Consider the following 18,935-nt stretch of genomic DNA (forward strand, 5'->3'; position numbering starts at 1 on the left):
AAATGGCAGTAGTTTTTGGTCTTTTACAACAAATAATTCAACTCTATTCATGGGCATTAATCATTTACATCTTAATGTCTTGGTTTCCAAATGCAAGAGAGACAAGTATAGGACGAATATTAGCGAGAATTTGTGAACCCTATCTTGAACCCTTTAGGAAAATTATCCCACCAATTGGTATGATGGATATCTCTCCAATCGTTGCATTTCTAGTTCTAAACTTTGCTACCAAGGGGCTACATAGTGTTTATCTGTGGCTTGTTTAAATTTTGATACTAGGTTGTGTTTTAATAAATGAACATTTATCAACATTTTCGACCAGAAGAACGGGACTTTATTGACCAAGTATTACATTGGAAAGACCAGGTCGAATCACAGTACTCCCCTAAGCTGACCGATTTCCTTGACCCGAGGGAACAACATATTCTTAAGCTTTTAATTGGTGAAAATAATGATGTGAAGGTTCAGCTTTTTGGTGGAAGTCTTGAAGGTGAGCGGAAAAGAGCATTCATCTACCCAGATTACTTGACCGTTATTGAAGAGGATTTTCAAATAACCCTTTTTGAGGTCCATTATCCAACCAAGTTTGTCACCCTTGAACACAGGCAGGTCTTGGGGACACTTATGTCTTTAGGACTTAAGCGGGGGAAATTTGGAGACATTCTCATGAAGGATGGCCAGGTTCAATTTTTTGCTGCGAAGGAAATAAGTACGTATATTCAATCTAATATTGAATCTATTGGCAAGGCTGGAGTAAGATTAGTTGAAACAGCTATCGACAATCAGATTTCAGCGGATAAGTTATGGGAAGAAAATGATCTAACTGTATCTTCTTTGAGACTGGATACGGTTATTTCTGGTATTTATCATCTATCAAGACAAAAATCGCAAACCTTTACACAACAAGGGCTTGTAAAGGTGAATTGGACACTTACTGAAAATCCTTCTTTTGAATGTGAAGAAGGTGATATGATTTCAGTCCGTGGATATGGTAGGTCGAAAATTATCAGGATTGAAGGAAAGACCAAAAAGGATAAATGGCGAATGATTGTCGGAAAGCAAAAATAATTCAATTTTAAAGCAGGAATTTTGAAAAACATGTCGAATATTTGCTAATACATATAGATGTACAGATTGTATGGAGGTGGCATCAATGCCGTTAACGCCGTTAGATATTCATAATAAAGAGTTTAATAAAGGGTTTCGCGGATATGACGAAGATGAAGTAAATGAATTTCTTGATCAGGTCATTAAGGATTATGAATTAGTTCTAAGAGAGAAAAAGGAAATGGAAGAACGCTTAAATGAAATGAAAGACCGTCTTGGCCATTTTGTGAACATAGAAGATACCCTAAACAAGTCTATTGTTATTGCCCAAGAAGCGGGTGAAGAAGTTAAGCGCAATGCTCAAAAAGAAGCAAAGCTAATCATTAAAGAGGCTGAAAAAAATGCGGATCGAATTGTCAATGAATCCCTTTCTAAAGCAAGAAAAATTGCGCTTGAAATTGAGGATTTAAAGAAACAATCAAAGGTTTTCCGTACGCGTTTTAAAATGTTGATTGAGGCACAGCTTGATATGTTGAATACGGATGATTGGGATCATTTATTAGAGTATGAAGTAGATGCAACAGAATTAAAAATACATCAAGAAGAAGATTCATTAACTTGACGGATTCGGATTTTTTAGCATATAATTTTTAGATAGTTGTATAGATTGGCAATGACGATGACAGGGACAGTACAATTTTTCATTGGCTTAGATAGCGAGTCGGGGATGGTGTAAGCCCGGTAAGGCTGAAAAATTGGAAGATCACCCTTGAGTTCCGGACCGAACCCCTTTAGTTGGGCAGTAGGCTCAGGCGTGTTATTCACGTTACGAATGCTTAAGAGGATAGTACGTATCGGTATTATCTATCAGGGTGGTACCGCGGGAATAAAAACCTTCTCGTCCCTATTTTGGGATGAGAGGGTTTTTTTTATTTGTCTATTGGCTATTCTGTTATATGAAGAGGATATCAGGAGGAAGAAAAAATGGAATATAAAGATACGTTATTAATGCCGCAAACTGAGTTTCCGATGCGAGGCAATCTTCCCCAAAGAGAGCCTGAGATTCAGGCTAAATGGGAAGAAATGAAAATTTATCAGAAAGTGCAGGAACGGACAAACGGCCGTCCAATGTTTGTATTACATGATGGACCACCATATGCTAACGGCGATATTCATATGGGCCATGCACTTAATAAAATTCTAAAAGATATGATTGTTCGGTATAAATCAATGAGCGGATTTCATGCTCCTTACGTACCTGGTTGGGATACACATGGCCTCCCAATTGAGCAGGCATTAACAAATAAAGGTGTAAAGCGGAAGGAAATGACGGTAGCAGAATTTCGTCAGCTATGTACCAAATATGCACTTGAGCAGGTTGATAATCAGCGTACACAATTTAAGCGTCTTGGTGTTCGTGGTGATTGGGAAAATCCATATATTACTTTAAAACCTGAATACGAAGCACAACAAATTAAAGTATTTGGTGATATGGCGAAAAAAGGCTATATTTACAAGGGAAAAAAGCCAGTTTATTGGTCACCATCTAGTGAATCAGCCTTAGCTGAAGCGGAAATTGAATATCAAGACAAACGTTCAGCTTCCATTTATGTTGGTTTTAAGGTAAAGGACGGCAAGGGTGTACTTGACACTGATACGCAAATCATCATTTGGACCACAACACCATGGACGATTCCAGCGAATCTTGGGATTTCTGTACATCCTGACCTAACTTATGTGATTGTATCTGCAAATGGAAGTAAGTACCTCGTTGCTGAAGCACTTTTAGAAGCAGTAACAAAAGAAATCGGCTGGGACGATACTACAGTTGTTCAAAAAGTGAAGGGTGCTGAATTAGAATATATTGTCGCAGCACACCCATTATATGACCGTGATTCGTTAGTGATGTTGGGTGAACACGTAACCACTGATGCAGGTACTGGCTGTGTTCATACCGCTCCTGGACATGGGGAAGATGACTTTTATGTTGGTCAGAAATATGGATTAGATGTTCTTTGTCCTGTAGATGACAAAGGTGTGATGACAAGTGAGGCACCAGGTTTCGAAGGCTTATTTTATGATACTGCTAATAAGCCGATTGCACAGGCTTTAGAAGAAGCAGGTGCACTGTTGAAATTATCATTTATCACTCACTCGTATCCACATGATTGGAGAACAAAGAAGCCAGTAATTTTCCGTGCTACTGCCCAATGGTTCGCTTCTATTAAAGACTTCCGTGAAGATTTGTTAGAAGCAGTTAAGGAAACCAAATGGGTTCCTGCTTGGGGCGAGACACGACTGTTTAATATGGTTCGTGACCGTGGTGACTGGTGTATTTCTCGTCAGCGCGTTTGGGGTGTACCAATTCCAGTTTTCTATGCAGAAAATGGTGAAGAGATTATTACTGACGAAACGATTAACCATGTATCTGAATTATTCCGTGCACATGGATCTAATATTTGGTTCGAAAAAGAAGCTAAGGAATTACTTCCGGAAGGCTTTACTCACCCAGGAAGCCCAAATGGAATTTTTACTAAAGAAACTGATATTATGGATGTTTGGTTTGATTCTGGTTCTTCCCATCAAGCGGTTCTTCTAGAAAGAGAAGATTTAGTCCGCCCAGCAGACCTTTATTTAGAAGGATCTGACCAATACCGTGGCTGGTTTAACTCATCCCTATCCACTGCAGTTGCTGTATCTGGCAAAGCTCCATATAAAGGAGTCTTGAGCCATGGTTTCGCGCTTGATGGTGAAGGTAGAAAAATGAGTAAATCAATAGGTAATGTGGTTATACCTGCGAAGGTTATGAATCAGTTAGGAGCAGATATTTTACGACTATGGGTTGCCTCTGTTGATTATCAGGCAGATGTTCGTGTTTCCGATGCAATTCTTAAGCAGGTTGCTGAGGTATATCGTAAAATCCGTAATACCTTCCGTTTCTTACTTGGAAACTTAGCCGACTTTAATCCATCAACAGATGCGGTTGCCTACGAAAACCTGCGTGAAGTTGACCAATTTATGCTTGTTAAATTAAATAAGCTAATTAAATATGTTCGCCAAGCTTATGAAAACTATGAGTTTGCAGGCATTTATCATGCTGTAAATAATTTCTGTACTTTAGACTTAAGTGCATTCTACCTAGACTTTGCAAAGGATGTCCTTTATATTGAAGCGGCAGATAATCATGAACGCAGAGCCATTCAAACGGTATTATACGAGTCACTGCTTGCACTAACAAAATTAGTTTCACCTATTCTCTCTCATACAGCCGATGAAGTGTGGAAATTCATCCCTGCCGTCGAAGAAGAAAGTGTTCAATTGACCGATCTTCCAGAGTATAAGGAACTTGCAGGTGCGAAAGCTTTAGAGGAAAAATGGACGACATTTATGAAGCTTCGTGATGATGTCTTAAAAGCACTAGAAGAAGCTAGAAATCAAAAAGTAATTGGTAAGTCATTAACAGCAAAAATCACCTTATATGTTAATGATAAATCAAAGGCTCTGTTAGATTCGATTGAAGAAAACATGAAGCAATTGTTTATTGTTTCTGGTTTTGAAGTGGCTGGAACCTATGAGGAAGCCCCTGAAAATGCCCTTAAGCTTGAAGGCGCAGCTATTGTTGTAACAAAAGCTGAGGGAGAAACATGTGAGCGATGCTGGATTGTAACACCTGAAGTAGGTCAGGATCCAGAGCACAAAACCCTTTGCCCACGATGTGCAGAAGTAGTAAAAGAAAACTATACACACTTAGCTTAATAAAAAATGAATGCCCCATGCAGAAATGCAGGGGGCTTTTTACTATTATTTAAATTTTCCCTTTTTCGTTAATTGTTGTTGCCGTTGTCAAATGTTTTCCGGGGTCATTTGTAGGTTAAAGGAAATAATAAAACAAATGATTCACGGAGGTAACAACTATGAATGCCACGCAGGAAAAGCTGTTTTTAGAACTCCGTCAAACAAGAAAAGAAATCGAATATTCACTAAGGAACAAGAAGCGGCAGGAGTGGTTAACATCCATTCTAGAAGAAGAACTAGCTGACATTAACACAGCAATTCACAAATTTGAAGCTGGAAATTTTGGTCATTGTGAAATTTCAGGTGAACTAATCCCTGATGATTTATTATCCATGATACCTACACTTAAGTCGCTGGAGGATTCACAATATTTGCAAACGTATTATAAAAAATCAATTTCAACCTCTTTTTTATGATGTTACATTGTCGTTTCGCGAAAAAGTATGCTAAAATGCTTAAGAAGTAAGTCAGTTTAGGCTTGGGGGTATTTCTTAGTGTTTTATTACTTAATCGCACTTTTTGTTATTTTATTAGATCAAATTACAAAATGGTTAATAGTAAGCAAAATGAACTTAGGTGACAGTATTCCTATCATTGATAATATTTTGTATATTACTTCACACCGTAATCGTGGTGCTGCTTGGGGAATTTTACAGGGGCAAATGTGGTTATTTTATGTTATTACAATTATTGTCATTGTCGCGATCATGTATTACATGCAGAAAGCAGCAAAAGGAAAATGGTTATTAGGTGTATCCTTAGCCTTAATGTTAGGCGGAGCAATCGGAAATTTCATTGACCGGGTTGTTCGCAAAGAAGTGGTGGACTTTATTCACACCTATATCTTTACCTACAATTTTCCAGTGTTTAATATTGCTGACTCTGCTTTAGTCGTAGGTGTTGTTGTATTAATGATTCAGATGCTGCGTGAAGAGAGAGAATCAAAGGAGAAATTACATGGAGAAAATGGAACACACCATACTTGAGGAGCAAAAAGGTGACCGAATAGACAAGGTTATTTCAAGCCTCAATGAAGAATGGTCAAGATCGCAAGTTCAGATATGGATTAAAGATGGGAATGTCCTCGTAAATGGGCAAACCATTAAAACTAATTATAAATGTAGTCTTAACGATAGGATTGAAATTACTATTCCTGACCCAGAAGAGTTGGATGTCCTGCCTGAGGATTTAGGTTTAGATATTTATTTCGAAGATAGTGATGTATTAGTTGTAAATAAGCCAAGAGGGATGGTAGTTCATCCCGCGCCTGGACACGTGGCAGGAACATTAGTAAATGGCTTAATGTTTCACTGTAAGGACTTGTCAGGGATTAATGGTGTCCTAAGACCTGGAATTGTTCATCGAATCGATAAAGATACCACAGGTCTTTTAATGGTTGCTAAAAATGATATGGCCCATGAAAGTCTTGTCAATCAGCTGGTTGAAAAGACGGTTACTCGTAAATATAAAGCGATTGTACATGGTGTGATTCCGCACGACTTTGGTACCATTGATGCCCCGCTAGGCAGAGATCCTAAAGAGCGCCAAAGTATGACGGTTGTTGATAAAGGAAAGCATGCAGTTACACATTTTCATGTTATTGAACGGTTTAAGGACTTTACCTTTGTGGAATGTCAATTAGAAACAGGTAGAACTCATCAAATTCGTGTTCATATGAAATATATTGGTTATCCACTTGCAGGTGATCCAAAATATGGACCGAAAAAAACGCTTGATATTGACGGACAAGCTCTTCATGCTGGCATTCTTGGATTTACACATCCTAGAACAAACGAGTATTTAGAATTTGAAGCCCCACTTCCTGAAGATTTTGAGCAACTTCTTGTAAATTTACGAAATAAACATTGACGCTAGTATGAAAATCAAGTAAGATGACTATAGTTAAATAAGCCCTTTAATTCGGTCCCGTGAGGCTGAGAAGGAACGGTTAATGATGTAGGCTTACTATACCTATATCTAAGAAAGCAATCGTCAACCTCTCGCCAAAACCGGTGAGAGGTTTTTTATTTTAATAAAAGAAGGTGTCACATGAATCAAAAAGCAATCGTTCTTGATGAACAAGCAATAGGGAGAGCACTTACACGGATTGCACACCAAATTATTGAAAAAAACAAAGGTATCGAAGAATGTATCCTTGTAGGAATTCGTACAAGAGGCATTTACTTAGCAAAAAGACTTGCTTCAAGAATTGAAGAAATCGAAGGCAATCCGATTCCAGTTGGTGAGATCGATATCACCCTTTATCGAGATGATTTATCGAAGAAAACCGAAAATCAAGAACCACTTGTTAAAGGCTCTGATATACCGGTTAATATTAGTGATAAGAAAGTCATACTTGTAGATGATGTTTTATATACAGGCAGAACCGTAAGAGCGGGTCTAGATGCTTTGATGGACATTGGACGTCCTGCTGCCATCCAGCTTGCGGTGTTAGTAGATAGGGGACATCGTGAACTTCCCATTCGAGCAGATTATGTTGGGAAGAATGTTCCAACATCAAGCGAGGAAAAGATTGTAGTTGAATTAGCAGAAGTAGATAAGATAGATCAAGTAAGCATTTTTGACAAATAAATAGCACCCTTTTTAAAGGCAGTCCTGTGAGGCTGACAAAGGGGAAAATGCCGGTAACCATTTTATTTCGGCATATCCATACCCTCTTTGTACCCGCAGTGGCAAAGAGGGTTTTTTTATGCCAAAAGGTAGACAATAAACATAATCGATATAAAAATAGGGGAGAAAAAAATGAACAACAAACCAATCCTAGACGTAAAAGATATTCCAAAACCTACACAATGGCTTACATTAAGCCTACAGCACTTATTCGCCATGTTTGGGGCAACCATTTTAGTACCCTACCTTGTAGGTTTAAGCCCAGCGATAGCATTAATCTCAAGTGGACTTGGGACATTAGCTTTTCTACTTATCACAAAAATGCAAGTCCCAGCTTACCTGGGATCTTCATTTGCCTTTATCGCACCAGTGATTGCAGCAAAAGCTGCTGGTGGTCCAGGAGCAGCGATGGTGGGTACATTTCTAGCAGGCCTAGTTTATGGAATTGTTGCCTTGGTTATTAGTAAGGCGGGGCACCGCTGGATTATGAATTTACTTCCGCCAATCGTGGTTGGTCCAGTAATTATCGTAATTGGATTAGCACTCTCAGGAACAGCTGTTGGAATGGCAATGAATAACCCTACAGGAAAGTACAGCATGGTTCATTTCTCTGCAGCACTTGTTACCTTAGCTGCAACGATTATCTTTTCGATATACGCAAAAAAAATGTTTAGTATGATTCCGATATTAGCAGGTATTATTGTGGGATATATATACGCTTTAATAATAGGGATTGTGGATTTTTCACCAGTTTTGAAAGCACATTGGTTTGAGAAGCCAGATTTTATTATTCCATTTGTAAGTTATAAGGTGAAATTCACTTGGGATTTAGTAGCACTGATGGTACCTGTAGCGGTTGTTACTTTGTCAGAACATATTGGTCATCAGCTTGTACTAAGTAAGGTGGTTGGACATGACTACATTAAGGAACCAGGTCTTCATCGCTCCATTCTGGGCGATGGAACTGCGACGATCATCTCAGCTCTAATTGGTGGACCTCCAAAGACAACCTATGGTGAAAACATTGGTGTTCTTGCAATAACGCGGGTTTACAGTGTGTATGTTATTGCCGGAGCAGCAGTGCTGGCCATCATCTTCGGATTTATTGGAAAAGTGACTGCATTAATAAGTACAATCCCAACTCCAGTTATGGGAGGCGTATCCATCCTACTGTTTGGAATTATCGCTTCTTCAGGACTAAGGATGTTAGTAGACAGTAAAATTGATTTTGGTGATAAACGTAACCTAGTGATTTCCTCCGTCATACTGGTTTTAGGCATTGGAGGAGCAATAGTCAAACTTCCTTTTAATATTCAAATTCAAGGGATGGCTTTAGCGGCAATCATTGGTGTGTTGCTAAACCTCATTCTCCCAGGAAAACAACCAGTAGAAGAAAATATGTTTGAAGAAACAGAATCTGTAAAGAACAAGAAAACTGCATAAATAAACAACCTTTTAAAGGAAGTCCTGAGAGGCTTATAAGGGTGTATAACTTAAAAACCAAGCTGATTTACCTTGGTTACTAAGTATGTACGTTACTACACCCTAATTATAAGATTAGGGTGTTTTTTTAAGGCTGTGTTAAAGAACAGTGTTGATTTTTACACCCTGTTGATTGGAGCGGAAATCAACAGGCAAGTTTAACAGAGCCTTTATTAAAAATGAGAGGCGGGATCTTGAATGTTAAATCACTTGTTAACCACTAATGAATTAAAGGTGGAGGAGATTAATCAAATCTTAACAGATGCTCATAATTTTAAAGCCGGAATGAAGTGGCAACCTAAAGAGCAAATGTTTACTGCCAACTTATTTTTTGAAGCAAGCACACGGACAAAAAGCAGTTTTGAGGTAGCTGAAAGAAGGTTGGGTTTAGAGGTAATCCCGTTTGAAGTACTGACCTCCAGCGTTCAAAAAGGGGAGACACTTTACGATACAGTGAAGACATTAGAGGCGATCGGCGTAAATACGATTGTCATCCGTCATGATCAAGATCGGTACTTTGATGAACTGGTAGGAAAAGTTAACATTCCTATCATCAACGGTGGTGACGGATGCGGTCATCATCCTACACAGTCACTTCTCGATTTGATGACTATTCAGCAAGAGTTTGGCCGATTTAAGGGATTAAAAATTGCCATTATAGGAGACATCCGTCATAGCAGAGTGGCCAGGTCCAATGCCGAGGTACTGACAAGGCTTGGAGCAGAGGTGATGTTTTCTGGACCGGAGGAATGGTTTGATTACCGTAGTGTGGATATATCCAGATATAGACCAGTGGACCAAGCAATAAAAGAAGCAGATGTTGTTATGCTACTGCGGGTTCAACATGAGCGGCATCAACAAAAAAGCAGCTATACTGCAAACAAGTACCATCAACAATATGGCCTTACCTTAGAAAGGGAAAAGATGATGAACTCCCAAAGTATCATCATGCACCCTGCACCTGTTAATAGGAATGTAGAAATAGCTGATAGTCTTGTAGAATGCAAGCGTTCAAGAATTTTTAAACAAATGGAAAATGGAGTATATATCCGAATGGCGGTTATCAAAAGGGCAATTGAGAGTCTTGAAGGAGGAAACAGATATGAAACTACTTATTCAAAACGCATGCTTCATAGCATTTAATGGAGAGAAAAAACAAGCAGATATATTGATAGAGAACGGAATAATTACAAAAATTGATTCAAACATTGATGCTATGGTGGATAGAAAAGTAGATGCAGCAGGGAAGCTAGTGTCACCAGGGTTTGTTGACTTACATGTTCATCTTCGTGAGCCTGGCGGCGAAAAAAAGGAAACAATTGCAACTGGTACGCTCGCTGCAGCGAAAGGTGGTTTTACTACCATTGCTGCCATGCCTAATACGAGACCGGTGCCTGACACCAAAGAACAGCTGGAATGGCTCCAAGGCCGAATTCAAGAGACTGCTAAGGTAAGAGTGTTGCCATATGCATCAATTACAACAAGACAACTTGGCCAGGAACTTACGGATTTTGAAGCACTAAAAAAGGCAGGTGCTTTCGCCTTTACAGATGATGGAGTAGGTGTTCAGTCAGCAGAAAAGATGCTTGCCGCCATGAAAAAAGCTCGTGAGGTAAATATGGCGATTGTCGCCCATTGTGAAGAGGATACACTGATTAACAAAGGTTCTGTCCATGAAGGATCATTTTCAGAAAAACACGGTTTAAACGGTATTCCTTCTGTGTGCGAGTCTGTACAGATTGCCCGGGATGTCTTATTAGCGGAAGCCAGTGGCTGCCATTATCATGTCTGTCATATCAGTACAAAAGAATCTGTGCGTGTGGTAAGAGATGCAAAACGAGCAGGTATTAAAGTCACTGCGGAAGTAACACCGCATCACCTATTATTATCACAAGATGATATTCCAGGGCTTGATGCTAATTATAAAATGAACCCGCCGCTTCGGGACAACTCAGACAGGAAGGCTTTAATTGAAGGACTGCTTGATGGAACAATTGATTTTATAGCAACCGATCATGCGCCGCATACATCGGAGGAAAAAAGTGAGGGAATGATGTTAGCACCATTCGGTATTGTTGGATTAGAAACGGCGTTTCCCCTTCTTTATACAAACCTGGTGTTAAAGAAGATCATTTCACTTGAGCAACTGATTGAATTCTTAACAATAAAGCCTGCGGAAGCATTTGGTCTTCCATATGGAAAAATAGAAGTTGGATCACCTGGGGATCTAGTCTTAATCAACTTAGATGAGGAACAAGTGATTAACCCTAAAGAATTTTTATCAAAGGGTAAAAATACGCCATTTGGTGGCTGGAAATGTAAGGGATGGCCGGAGATGACAATCGCTGGAGGCCAAATAGCTTGGGAAAAAGGATGTGTACTAGCATGAAAAAGCAGCTGATATTAGAAGACGGAACGATATTTATTGGAAAAGGGTTTGGCAGTGATACGGAAACCATTGGGGAAGTGGTATTTAATACAGGTATGACTGGCTATCAAGAAATTCTTTCGGACCCATCCTACTGCGGACAAATTGTTACCCTTACCTATCCGCTTATAGGCAATTATGGGATTAATCGGGACGACTTCGAATCAATCAACCCAGCTGTGAAGGGCTTCATTGTTAAAGAATCTGCTGATTTTCCTTCCAATTGGAGAAGTGAATTTACCTTAGCTGAGTATTTTGAAATGAAAAAAATCCCGGGGATTGCAGGGATTGATACAAGGAAGTTAACAAGAATAATCCGTCAATATGGAACCTTGAAAGGTGTCATCTGTAGTATAGAAAAAAATCCAGAGGAAGTATTAAAAAAATTACGAGGCACCGTACTTCCAATTAACCAAGTTAAGCAGGTATCAACTAAAAATGCTTATCCGAGTCCAGCACGTGGGAAAAGAGTAGTCCTTGTAGACTTTGGAATGAAGCATGGAATATTACGAGAGCTAACCCAGCGTGACTGTGACGTGGTTGTAGTTCCTTATCATACAACTGCTGACGAAATTCTTCAATTACGCCCAGATGGAATTATGCTGTCCAATGGACCTGGGGATCCGAAGGATGTTCCTGAAGCTATTGATATGTTAAAAGGGGTTTTAGGTAAGGTTCCTCTTTTTGGAATTTGTCTAGGTCATCAACTATTTGCTCTAGCGTGCGGAGCCAATACCGAAAAAATGAAGTTTGGTCATCGAGGTTCAAATCACCCTGTGAAAGATTTATCTACTGGAAAAATTGCGATTACGTCACAAAATCATGGATATACGGTTGAAGAAGGTTCGATTAAAGACACAAGACTAGCAATCACCCATATAGCGATTAATGATGGAACGGTAGAAGGACTAAAACATTTAGATTACCCGGCTTTTACTGTCCAGTACCATCCCGAGGCATCACCAGGGCCTGAAGATGCCAACGGCTTATTTGATCAGTTTCTTGCAATGATGGAAGAGAACAAACAGGAGGTAACAGCAAATGCCTAAACGTAAAGATATACACTCCATTCTAGTAATTGGTTCAGGACCAATCGTCATTGGTCAGGCTGCCGAATTCGATTATGCCGGTACTCAGGCATGTATTGCGTTAAAAGAAGAAGGTTATCGTGTCATTCTTGTAAACTCTAATCCTGCAACAATTATGACGGATGCAGAAATTGCAGATGCGGTTTATATTGAACCACTGACAGTAGAATTTGTCAGCCGAATCATTCGTAAAGAACGTCCGGATGCCCTTTTAGCAACACTTGGGGGGCAAACAGGTCTTAATCTTGCCGTCGAATTGGCAACATCGGGTGTTCTAGCTGAATGCGAAGTTGAAATTCTAGGAACCAAACTTTCAGCCATTAAACAGGCAGAAGACAGAGATCTTTTCCGTAGCTTAATGAATGAATTAAGTGAGCCGGTACCAGATAGTGAAATTATTCATGAATTAGCCGAAGCAAAGGCTTTTGTGGAAGAGATTGGCTTCCCTGTCATTGTTCGTCCGGCGTATACCCTTGGAGGAACGGGAGGCGGAATCTGTCATAATCCTGAAGAATTAGAGGAAATTGTCTCAAGTGGATTAAAGCACAGTCCTGTTAATCAATGCCTGCTAGAAAAAAGTATCGCTGGCTTTAAGGAAATTGAATACGAAGTCATGCGCGATGGAAATGACAATGCAATTGTCGTTTGTAACATGGAAAATATTGACCCGGTTGGAGTACATACCGGTGATTCCATTGTTGTAGCCCCAAGTCAGACGCTAAGTGATCGAGAATATCAGCTGTTGCGAAATGTTTCTCTAAAAATCATTCGAAAGCTAGGGATTGAAGGGGGCTGTAACGTTCAGCTTGCTTTGGATCCAGATAGCTTTAACTATTATATTATCGAAGTAAATCCACGTGTTAGCCGTTCTTCGGCACTAGCCTCAAAAGCTACTGGCTATCCGATTGCAAAGCTTGCTGCAAAAATTGCAGTTGGCTTAACACTCGATGAAATGTTGAACCCTGTTACGGGTAAAACCTACGCCAGCTTTGAACCGGCACTTGATTATATCGTGACGAAAATACCAAGGTGGCCGTTTGATAAATTTGAATCAGGTAATCGCTCATTGGGAACCCAAATGAAAGCAACAGGAGAGATTATGGCAATAGGCCGTACGTTTGAGGAATCCCTGTTAAAAGCCATTCGCTCACTTGAGGCAGGCGTGTACCATTTCGAATTAAACGGTGCAGAGGAAATTGATAATGATTTACTCGAGAAACGGATACGTAAAGCAGGCGATGAACGGCTTTTTTACATCGCAGAAGGGCTAAAACGTGGAATTACCATTGAAACTATCCATCAATGGAGTAAAATAGATTTATTTTTCCTAAAGAAAATGGAAGGGATCATTGAACTAGAAAGACAGCTTGCAACGAATCCACTAGATCAAGAAATCCTAATCGAAGCAAAGCAAAAAGGCTTTACGGATAAAAAAATAGCTGAGTTATGGAATTTGACTGAAAAGGATATAAATACACTCAGGAAGAACTTCGGTCTAGTCCCTGTATACAAAATGGTCGATACCTGTGCTGCAGAATTTGAATCGGAAACTCCTTATTACTATGGAACATACGAAGAGGAAAACGAGTCGGTGGTTACAGATAGAAAAAGTGTGATTGTTCTCGGTTCTGGACCCATACGAATTGGTCAAGGGATAGAGTTTGACTATGCAACGGTTCATTCTGTTAAGGCCATTAAAGAAGCCGGATATGAAGCGATCATCATTAATAACAACCCTGAAACGGTATCCACAGATTTTAGTATATCGGATAAGCTCTACTTCGAACCGCTTACGATTGAAGATGTCATGAGCATTATTGAGTTAGAAAAACCTATTGGAGTTGTGGTTCAATTTGGCGGTCAAACAGCCATTAATCTGGCAGCTAAGCTTACTGAAAACGGTGTGAAAATTCTCGGAACAAGCCTTGAGGATTTAGATCGTGCAGAAAATAGAGATAAATTTGAACAAGCACTTGAACAGCTAAATATTCCACAGCCTTTAGGGAAAACAGCATTATCAGTGGAAGATGCACTAGTGATTGCAACCGATATCGGGTATCCCGTTCTAGTCCGACCATCCTATGTTCTAGGCGGTAGAGCTATGGAAATAGTCTATCATGAAAAAGAATTGCTTCATTACATGAAAAACGCAGTAAAGGTAAATCCAGAACATCCAGTCTTGATTGACCGCTATTTAACCGGAAAAGAAATTGAAGTGGATGCCATCTGTGATGGGGAAAATGTATTAATACCTGGAATCATGGAACATATCGAGCGAGCCGGGGTCCATTCTGGTGACTCGATTGCAGTGTATCCTCCTCAAACACTATCTGAAGATGTGAAGAAAACACTTGTTGAATACACAGTAAAAATGGCAAAAGGCTTAAACATCGTGGGATTGTTAAATATTCAATATGTATTGTCACAAGGTCAAGTCTATGTACTCGAAGTCAACCCGCGATCCAGTCGTACGGTACCATTTTTAAGTAAAATCACCCAAGTTCCAATGGCAAAGATTGCAACAAAAGCTATTTTAGGAGTTTCATTGACAGATCAAGGCTATACTCCCGGACTTGTTCCAGAAAAAACAGGTGTGTATGTAAAGGTTCCGGTTTTCTCATTTGCCAAGCTGAAAAGCGTGGACATCACCTTAGGACCGGAAATGAAATCAACAGGTGAGGTAATGGGTAAGGACATGACGCTCGAAAAAGCTCTATACAAGGGATTGATTGCTTCAGGCATGAACATTCAAAAGTTCGGCACTGTATTGTTTACTGTCGCTGATAAAGATAAACAAGAAGCATTAAAGCTTGCCAAGCGTTTTGCTTCAAACGGTTATCGTTTAATGGCAACAAGCGGTACGGCTACCGTTTTAGAGTCAGCAGGATTACAGGTGAAAGTGGTGGGAAAAATTGGTTCAGAAGGAAAAACACTATTAGATGTCATCCATCATGGGGAAGCCCAATTCATTATCAACACACTGACAAAAGGGAAGCAGCCGGAACGAGATGGATTCAGAATTCGCCGTGAAGCAGTTGAGAATGGAGTTCCTTGCTTAACCTCACTAGATACAGCGGATGCAATCTTAAAGGTAATTGAATCAATGAATTTTTCAGCAGAAGCAATGGCTGTAGAGGAGAAAAAGGAGGCCGTTTTTGCATGATTAGAAAAGAATTATGCAAAATCGTCAGCCAAGATGAAATTGCCCAAGATATTTATGAGCTTGTTGTCGAAGCAGAATTGGTTAATGAAATAACCGAACCTGGTCAATTTGTCCATATTCGGGTCTCAAACAGCTGGGACCCATCTTTACGGAGACCAATCAGCATTTCTTCCTATGATAAAAAAAGCAAACAATTGACTATGATTTATCGGAAAGAAGGAAAAGGGACTTCACTACTTGCGAAAATGAAACCAGGGACGGACCTTGATATTCTGGGACCGTTAGGAAATGGTTTCCCGGTTGATGAAGTAAATGCAGGAGAAACAGCACTATTAGTTGGTGGCGGGATTGGTGTCCCGCCTCTATATCAGCTGTCCAACCAATTGAAGGCTAAAGGAGTAAATGTCATTCATATCCTCGGCTTCCAAACAGAATCTGCTGTTTTTTACGAAAATGAATTTATGAAAAATGGAGAAACATTTGTGGCAACAGTTGACGGTACGTATGGAAGGAAAGGATTTGTCACTGATGTGATAAAAGAACTAACCTTTGACTCTATCTTTACCTGCGGACCGACCCCTATGCTAAGGGCTATTCAACAAAGTTATCAAGATAAAAAACTATTTCTATCATTAGAAGAGAGAATGGGTTGTGGAGTTGGCGCCTGCTTTGCGTGTGTTTGCAAAAAGGCGGATGATCCACAGGGAGTTTCGTATAAAAAGGTTTGCAGCGATGGTCCTGTATTTCGTGCCGGGGAGGTTGTCATATGAGTCGATTAAACATAGAATTACCAGGCTTAACTTTGAAAAATCCTATAATGCCAGCATCCGGCTGCTTTGGATTTGGCAGGGACTACAGTCAATTCTACGATTTGAGTGAACTTGGGGCTATCATGATTAAAGCGACTACAACTGAACCTAGATTTGGGAATCCTACTCCTAGAGTGGCTGAAACCTCTGCTGGGATGCTAAATGCAATCGGGCTTCAAAATCCGGGTTTAGAAAAAGTCATGTCCGAGGAACTGCCCTGGCTTTCTCAGTATGATGTGCCGATTATTGCGAATGTGGCAGGCTCTGTAGAAGAAGATTATGTGAAGGTCGCTAAAGAAATTTCAAATGCCCCAAATGTACGTGCGTTAGAACTAAACATCTCGTGTCCAAATGTGAAAACAGGAGGCATTGCATTTGGGACGATTCCTGAAGTGGCTAAACAGTTAACCAAAAAGGTAAAGGAAATTTCAGAGGTTCCTGTATATGTAAAATTATCTCCAAATGTGACAAACATTGTTGAAATGGCTAAGGCAGTTGAGGAAGGTGGAGCTGATGGCCTAACCATGATTAATACCTTAATTGGGATGAGATTGGATTTAAAAACAGGCCAACCGATTTTAGCTAATGGGACTGGCGGTTTATCCGGGCCAGCCATTAAACCAGTAGCGATTCGAATGATTCACGAGGTTAGTCAAGCTGTATCCATTCCCATTATCGGAATGGGTGGGATTCAATCTGCCGAAGATGTGATTGAATTCTTTTATGCTGGAGCAAGTGCGGTAGCTGTTGGTACAGCGAATTTCATAGATCCATTTGTTTGTCCAACGATTATTAAAGAACTGCCAGACCTTTTAGATAAATTAGGTTTCGAACACATTAGTGAATGTACGGGAAGGAGCTGGATGAGGCATGAACAACTCGCTTATCATCGCGCTTGATTTTTCAAACAAGCAAGAGGTAGAACAATTTTTACAGCCTTTTAGTGGGAAAGAGTTATTTGTAAAAATAGGAATGGAATTGTTTTACCAGGAAGGTCCTTCTATGATTGCATTTTTGAAAGAAAAAGGACATCGTATTTTTCTAGATTTAAAGCTTCATGATATCCCAAATACAGTGAAAAGCGCGATGAAAGGCCTTGCCCGACTGGAATGCGATTTAGTCAATGTTCATGCGGCGGGAGGCAAGGAAATGATGGAGGCTGCATTAGAAGGGTTGGAGGCAGGGACAGCTGCAGGACGCACTCGACCTGCTTGTATTGCCGTGACGCAGTTGACAAGTACCTCTCAGGAACAAATGAACAGAGAACAATTGATTCCTGTCACGTTAAAGGAATCAGTGCTTCATTACGCAGCAGTAACGAAAGAAGCGGGACTCGATGGGGTTGTTTGTTCAGCCTGGGAAGCAGCTGCTATTCGTGAAAAGCTAGGCTCAGATTTCTACACCGTAACACCAGGAATTCGTATGGTAACAGATGAGGTAGGCGATCAAAAACGAGTTGCCACCCCAACATTTGCTAAGATTGCAGGGGTAAGTTCCATTGTTGTGGGACGTTCTATAACAAGGGCCGTTGACCCGCTAGCAAGTTATGAGCTTTGGATGCAAGAATGGAAGGGAGTAAGATTATGAAACATGATATCGCTGAAAAACTATTAGAAATCAATGCAGTTGCACTAAAACCACAAACACCATTCACTTGGACCTCTGGACTACGGTCCCCCATATATTGTGATAATCGGTTAACACTATCCTTCCCATCCGTAAGGAAAGACATCGCCTTAGGGTTGAAAAAGCTCATTCTTGAAAACTTTCCTGATGCAGAAGTAATTGCAGGAACAGCCACTGCAGGGATTCCTCATGCTGCATGGGTCAGTGACCTTTTGGATTTACCAATGTGTTACGTTCGTTCCAAGCCAAAGGGACATGGGAAAGGGAATCAAATTGAAGGAAAAGTAGAAGCAGGACAAAAAGTAGTCGTAGTTGAGGATTTGATATCCACAGGAGGCAGCGTAATCACGGCGGTTCAAGCATTACGGGAAGCTGGCTGTGAGGTGCTTGGGGTGGTTTCAATCTTTACCTATGGGCTTGAAAAAGGAAAAGAAGCCTTTTTACTGGCAGGGATTAAAAGTGAATCATTAACTGATTTTCCTACGTTAATAGAGGTTGCAATTGAAAAGGGCTATGTTAACGAAACCGACCAAGCCAGCCTCCTAGATTGGAGAAAAGACCCTTCATCATGGAGCAAGAGGTTTGAGAAACAAGAGGCTTAACCTGGTTCTGTAGAGAAATTTGTAGATAAAACTGGTTTTTGTGTAGATAAAAGCTAAATGTGTGTAGATAAATAATAAAAGTGTGTAGATAAAACTCAAAAGTGTGTAGATAAATCTTAAAATCGTGTAGAAATAATTTTTTAAGATAAATTTTTGATAGGAATTCGTACAGAAAAGCCCCGGAAAATGATCTGACCCAATAAAGTTAGACAAAATATTTCTATGCAACTTTTAAGACTTGAGTTCGGTACTCCACCGGACTCA

Annotated in this window: 17 protein-coding genes and 1 other annotated feature; all 17 genes read left to right on the forward strand. The window is 40.0% G+C overall.

Translation table 11 applies throughout. The annotated features are described in order from the left end of the window. Positions 1-2: 2 nt before the first annotated feature. The 17 genes from AC3A54_RS08690 to pyrE all read left to right on the forward strand — a co-directional run bounded on the left by AC3A54_RS08690 (position 3) and on the right by pyrE (position 18,671). The gene (locus AC3A54_RS08690; protein ID WP_308080244.1) at positions 3-266 is read left to right on the forward strand and encodes a YggT family protein; all 264 of its coding nucleotides are present in this window, start codon (positions 3-5) and stop codon (positions 264-266) included. 28 nt (positions 267-294) lie between these two features. Continuing rightward, entirely contained in the window at positions 295-1,068 is a 774-nt protein-coding gene (locus AC3A54_RS08695; RefSeq protein WP_487654150.1) for a YlmH family RNA-binding protein, read from the forward strand. Positions 1,069-1,153: 85 nt separating this feature from the next. Next, positions 1,154-1,669, forward strand: a complete 516-nt coding sequence (locus tag AC3A54_RS08700; protein WP_308080242.1) for a DivIVA domain-containing protein — start codon at positions 1,154-1,156, stop codon at positions 1,667-1,669. 48 nt (positions 1,670-1,717) lie between these two features. After that, positions 1,718-1,956 (forward strand) — a binding site (T-box leader). Between the two features lie 75 nt (positions 1,957-2,031). Beyond that, the gene (gene ileS, locus AC3A54_RS08705) at positions 2,032-4,803 is read left to right on the forward strand and encodes an isoleucine--tRNA ligase (RefSeq protein ID WP_487654151.1); all 2,772 of its coding nucleotides are present in this window, start codon (positions 2,032-2,034) and stop codon (positions 4,801-4,803) included. Positions 4,804-4,961: 158 nt separating this feature from the next. After that, complete coding sequence (locus AC3A54_RS08710) at positions 4,962-5,258, forward strand: hypothetical protein (protein WP_487654152.1); 297 nt, start codon at positions 4,962-4,964, stop codon at positions 5,256-5,258. Positions 5,259-5,336: 78 nt separating this feature from the next. After that, entirely contained in the window at positions 5,337-5,828 is a 492-nt protein-coding gene (gene lspA / locus AC3A54_RS08715; RefSeq protein WP_308080239.1) for a signal peptidase II, read from the forward strand. Next, positions 5,800-6,711: an RluA family pseudouridine synthase gene (locus AC3A54_RS08720; RefSeq protein ID WP_487654153.1), complete on the forward strand. Its 912-nt coding sequence runs from the start codon at positions 5,800-5,802 to the stop codon at positions 6,709-6,711. Before lspA ends, AC3A54_RS08720 begins: the two co-directional genes overlap by 29 nt. 180 nt (positions 6,712-6,891) lie before the next feature. Then, positions 6,892-7,434 (forward strand): bifunctional pyr operon transcriptional regulator/uracil phosphoribosyltransferase PyrR, encoded by a 543-nt coding sequence (gene pyrR / locus AC3A54_RS08725; RefSeq protein ID WP_335526380.1) that lies wholly within the window; start codon positions 6,892-6,894, stop codon positions 7,432-7,434. A 171-nt stretch (positions 7,435-7,605) separates the two neighbouring features. After that, entirely contained in the window at positions 7,606-8,916 is a 1,311-nt protein-coding gene (locus AC3A54_RS08730) for a solute carrier family 23 protein (protein WP_487654154.1), read from the forward strand. Between the two features lie 237 nt (positions 8,917-9,153). Further along, entirely contained in the window at positions 9,154-10,098 is a 945-nt protein-coding gene (locus AC3A54_RS08735) for an aspartate carbamoyltransferase catalytic subunit (RefSeq protein WP_487654155.1), read from the forward strand. Further along, on the forward strand, positions 10,058-11,344 hold the full coding sequence (locus AC3A54_RS08740; RefSeq protein WP_487654156.1) for a dihydroorotase: 1,287 nt from the start codon (positions 10,058-10,060) through the stop codon (positions 11,342-11,344). The genes AC3A54_RS08735 and AC3A54_RS08740 overlap by 41 nt, the downstream gene beginning before the upstream one ends. After that, the gene (locus AC3A54_RS08745; protein ID WP_487654157.1) at positions 11,341-12,432 is read left to right on the forward strand and encodes a carbamoyl phosphate synthase small subunit; all 1,092 of its coding nucleotides are present in this window, start codon (positions 11,341-11,343) and stop codon (positions 12,430-12,432) included. Before AC3A54_RS08740 ends, AC3A54_RS08745 begins: the two co-directional genes overlap by 4 nt. Further along, positions 12,425-15,634, forward strand: a complete 3,210-nt coding sequence (gene carB / locus AC3A54_RS08750; RefSeq protein WP_487654158.1) for a carbamoyl-phosphate synthase large subunit — start codon at positions 12,425-12,427, stop codon at positions 15,632-15,634. The genes AC3A54_RS08745 and carB overlap by 8 nt, the downstream gene beginning before the upstream one ends. Next, positions 15,631-16,404, forward strand: coding sequence for a dihydroorotate dehydrogenase electron transfer subunit (locus tag AC3A54_RS08755; protein ID WP_487654159.1), 774 nt, complete (start codon positions 15,631-15,633; stop codon positions 16,402-16,404). The genes carB and AC3A54_RS08755 overlap by 4 nt, the downstream gene beginning before the upstream one ends. Then, entirely contained in the window at positions 16,401-17,342 is a 942-nt protein-coding gene (locus tag AC3A54_RS08760) for a dihydroorotate dehydrogenase (protein ID WP_487654160.1), read from the forward strand. The genes AC3A54_RS08755 and AC3A54_RS08760 overlap by 4 nt, the downstream gene beginning before the upstream one ends. Continuing rightward, a complete protein-coding gene (gene pyrF, locus AC3A54_RS08765; RefSeq protein ID WP_487654161.1) occupies positions 17,314-18,030 on the forward strand; it encodes an orotidine-5'-phosphate decarboxylase in 717 nt (238 codons plus the stop codon). The genes AC3A54_RS08760 and pyrF overlap by 29 nt, the downstream gene beginning before the upstream one ends. Beyond that, positions 18,027-18,671 (forward strand): orotate phosphoribosyltransferase, encoded by a 645-nt coding sequence (gene pyrE, locus AC3A54_RS08770; RefSeq protein ID WP_487654162.1) that lies wholly within the window; start codon positions 18,027-18,029, stop codon positions 18,669-18,671. Before pyrF ends, pyrE begins: the two co-directional genes overlap by 4 nt. The last annotated feature ends 264 nt before the right edge of the window (positions 18,672-18,935 follow it).

Source organism: Neobacillus sp. Soil_C_43 (genome assembly GCF_057656715.1).

What these genes read in the sequence shown, in the direction of transcription:
- AC3A54_RS08720 (WP_487654153.1), top strand. Translation starts at nt 5,800, where the DNA reads ATGGAGAAAATGGAACACACCATACTTGAGGAGCAAAAAGGTGACCGA.
- pyrF (WP_487654161.1), top strand. Translation starts at nt 17,314, where the DNA reads ATGAACAACTCGCTTATCATCGCGCTTGATTTTTCAAACAAGCAAGAG.
- AC3A54_RS08700 (WP_308080242.1), top strand. Translation starts at nt 1,154, where the DNA reads ATGCCGTTAACGCCGTTAGATATTCATAATAAAGAGTTTAATAAAGGG.
- AC3A54_RS08710 (WP_487654152.1), top strand. Translation starts at nt 4,962, where the DNA reads ATGAATGCCACGCAGGAAAAGCTGTTTTTAGAACTCCGTCAAACAAGA.
- carB (WP_487654158.1), top strand. Translation starts at nt 12,425, where the DNA reads ATGCCTAAACGTAAAGATATACACTCCATTCTAGTAATTGGTTCAGGA.
- AC3A54_RS08730 (WP_487654154.1), top strand. Translation starts at nt 7,606, where the DNA reads ATGAACAACAAACCAATCCTAGACGTAAAAGATATTCCAAAACCTACA.
- ileS (WP_487654151.1), top strand. Translation starts at nt 2,032, where the DNA reads ATGGAATATAAAGATACGTTATTAATGCCGCAAACTGAGTTTCCGATG.
- AC3A54_RS08735 (WP_487654155.1), top strand. Translation starts at nt 9,154, where the DNA reads ATGTTAAATCACTTGTTAACCACTAATGAATTAAAGGTGGAGGAGATT.
- AC3A54_RS08695 (WP_487654150.1), top strand. Translation starts at nt 295, where the DNA reads ATGAACATTTATCAACATTTTCGACCAGAAGAACGGGACTTTATTGAC.
- AC3A54_RS08690 (WP_308080244.1), top strand. Translation starts at nt 3, where the DNA reads ATGGCAGTAGTTTTTGGTCTTTTACAACAAATAATTCAACTCTATTCA.
- AC3A54_RS08740 (WP_487654156.1), top strand. Translation starts at nt 10,058, where the DNA reads ATGAAACTACTTATTCAAAACGCATGCTTCATAGCATTTAATGGAGAG.
- AC3A54_RS08745 (WP_487654157.1), top strand. Translation starts at nt 11,341, where the DNA reads ATGAAAAAGCAGCTGATATTAGAAGACGGAACGATATTTATTGGAAAA.
- AC3A54_RS08755 (WP_487654159.1), top strand. Translation starts at nt 15,631, where the DNA reads ATGATTAGAAAAGAATTATGCAAAATCGTCAGCCAAGATGAAATTGCC.
- pyrE (WP_487654162.1), top strand. Translation starts at nt 18,027, where the DNA reads ATGAAACATGATATCGCTGAAAAACTATTAGAAATCAATGCAGTTGCA.
- AC3A54_RS08760 (WP_487654160.1), top strand. Translation starts at nt 16,401, where the DNA reads ATGAGTCGATTAAACATAGAATTACCAGGCTTAACTTTGAAAAATCCT.
- pyrR (WP_335526380.1), top strand. Translation starts at nt 6,892, where the DNA reads ATGAATCAAAAAGCAATCGTTCTTGATGAACAAGCAATAGGGAGAGCA.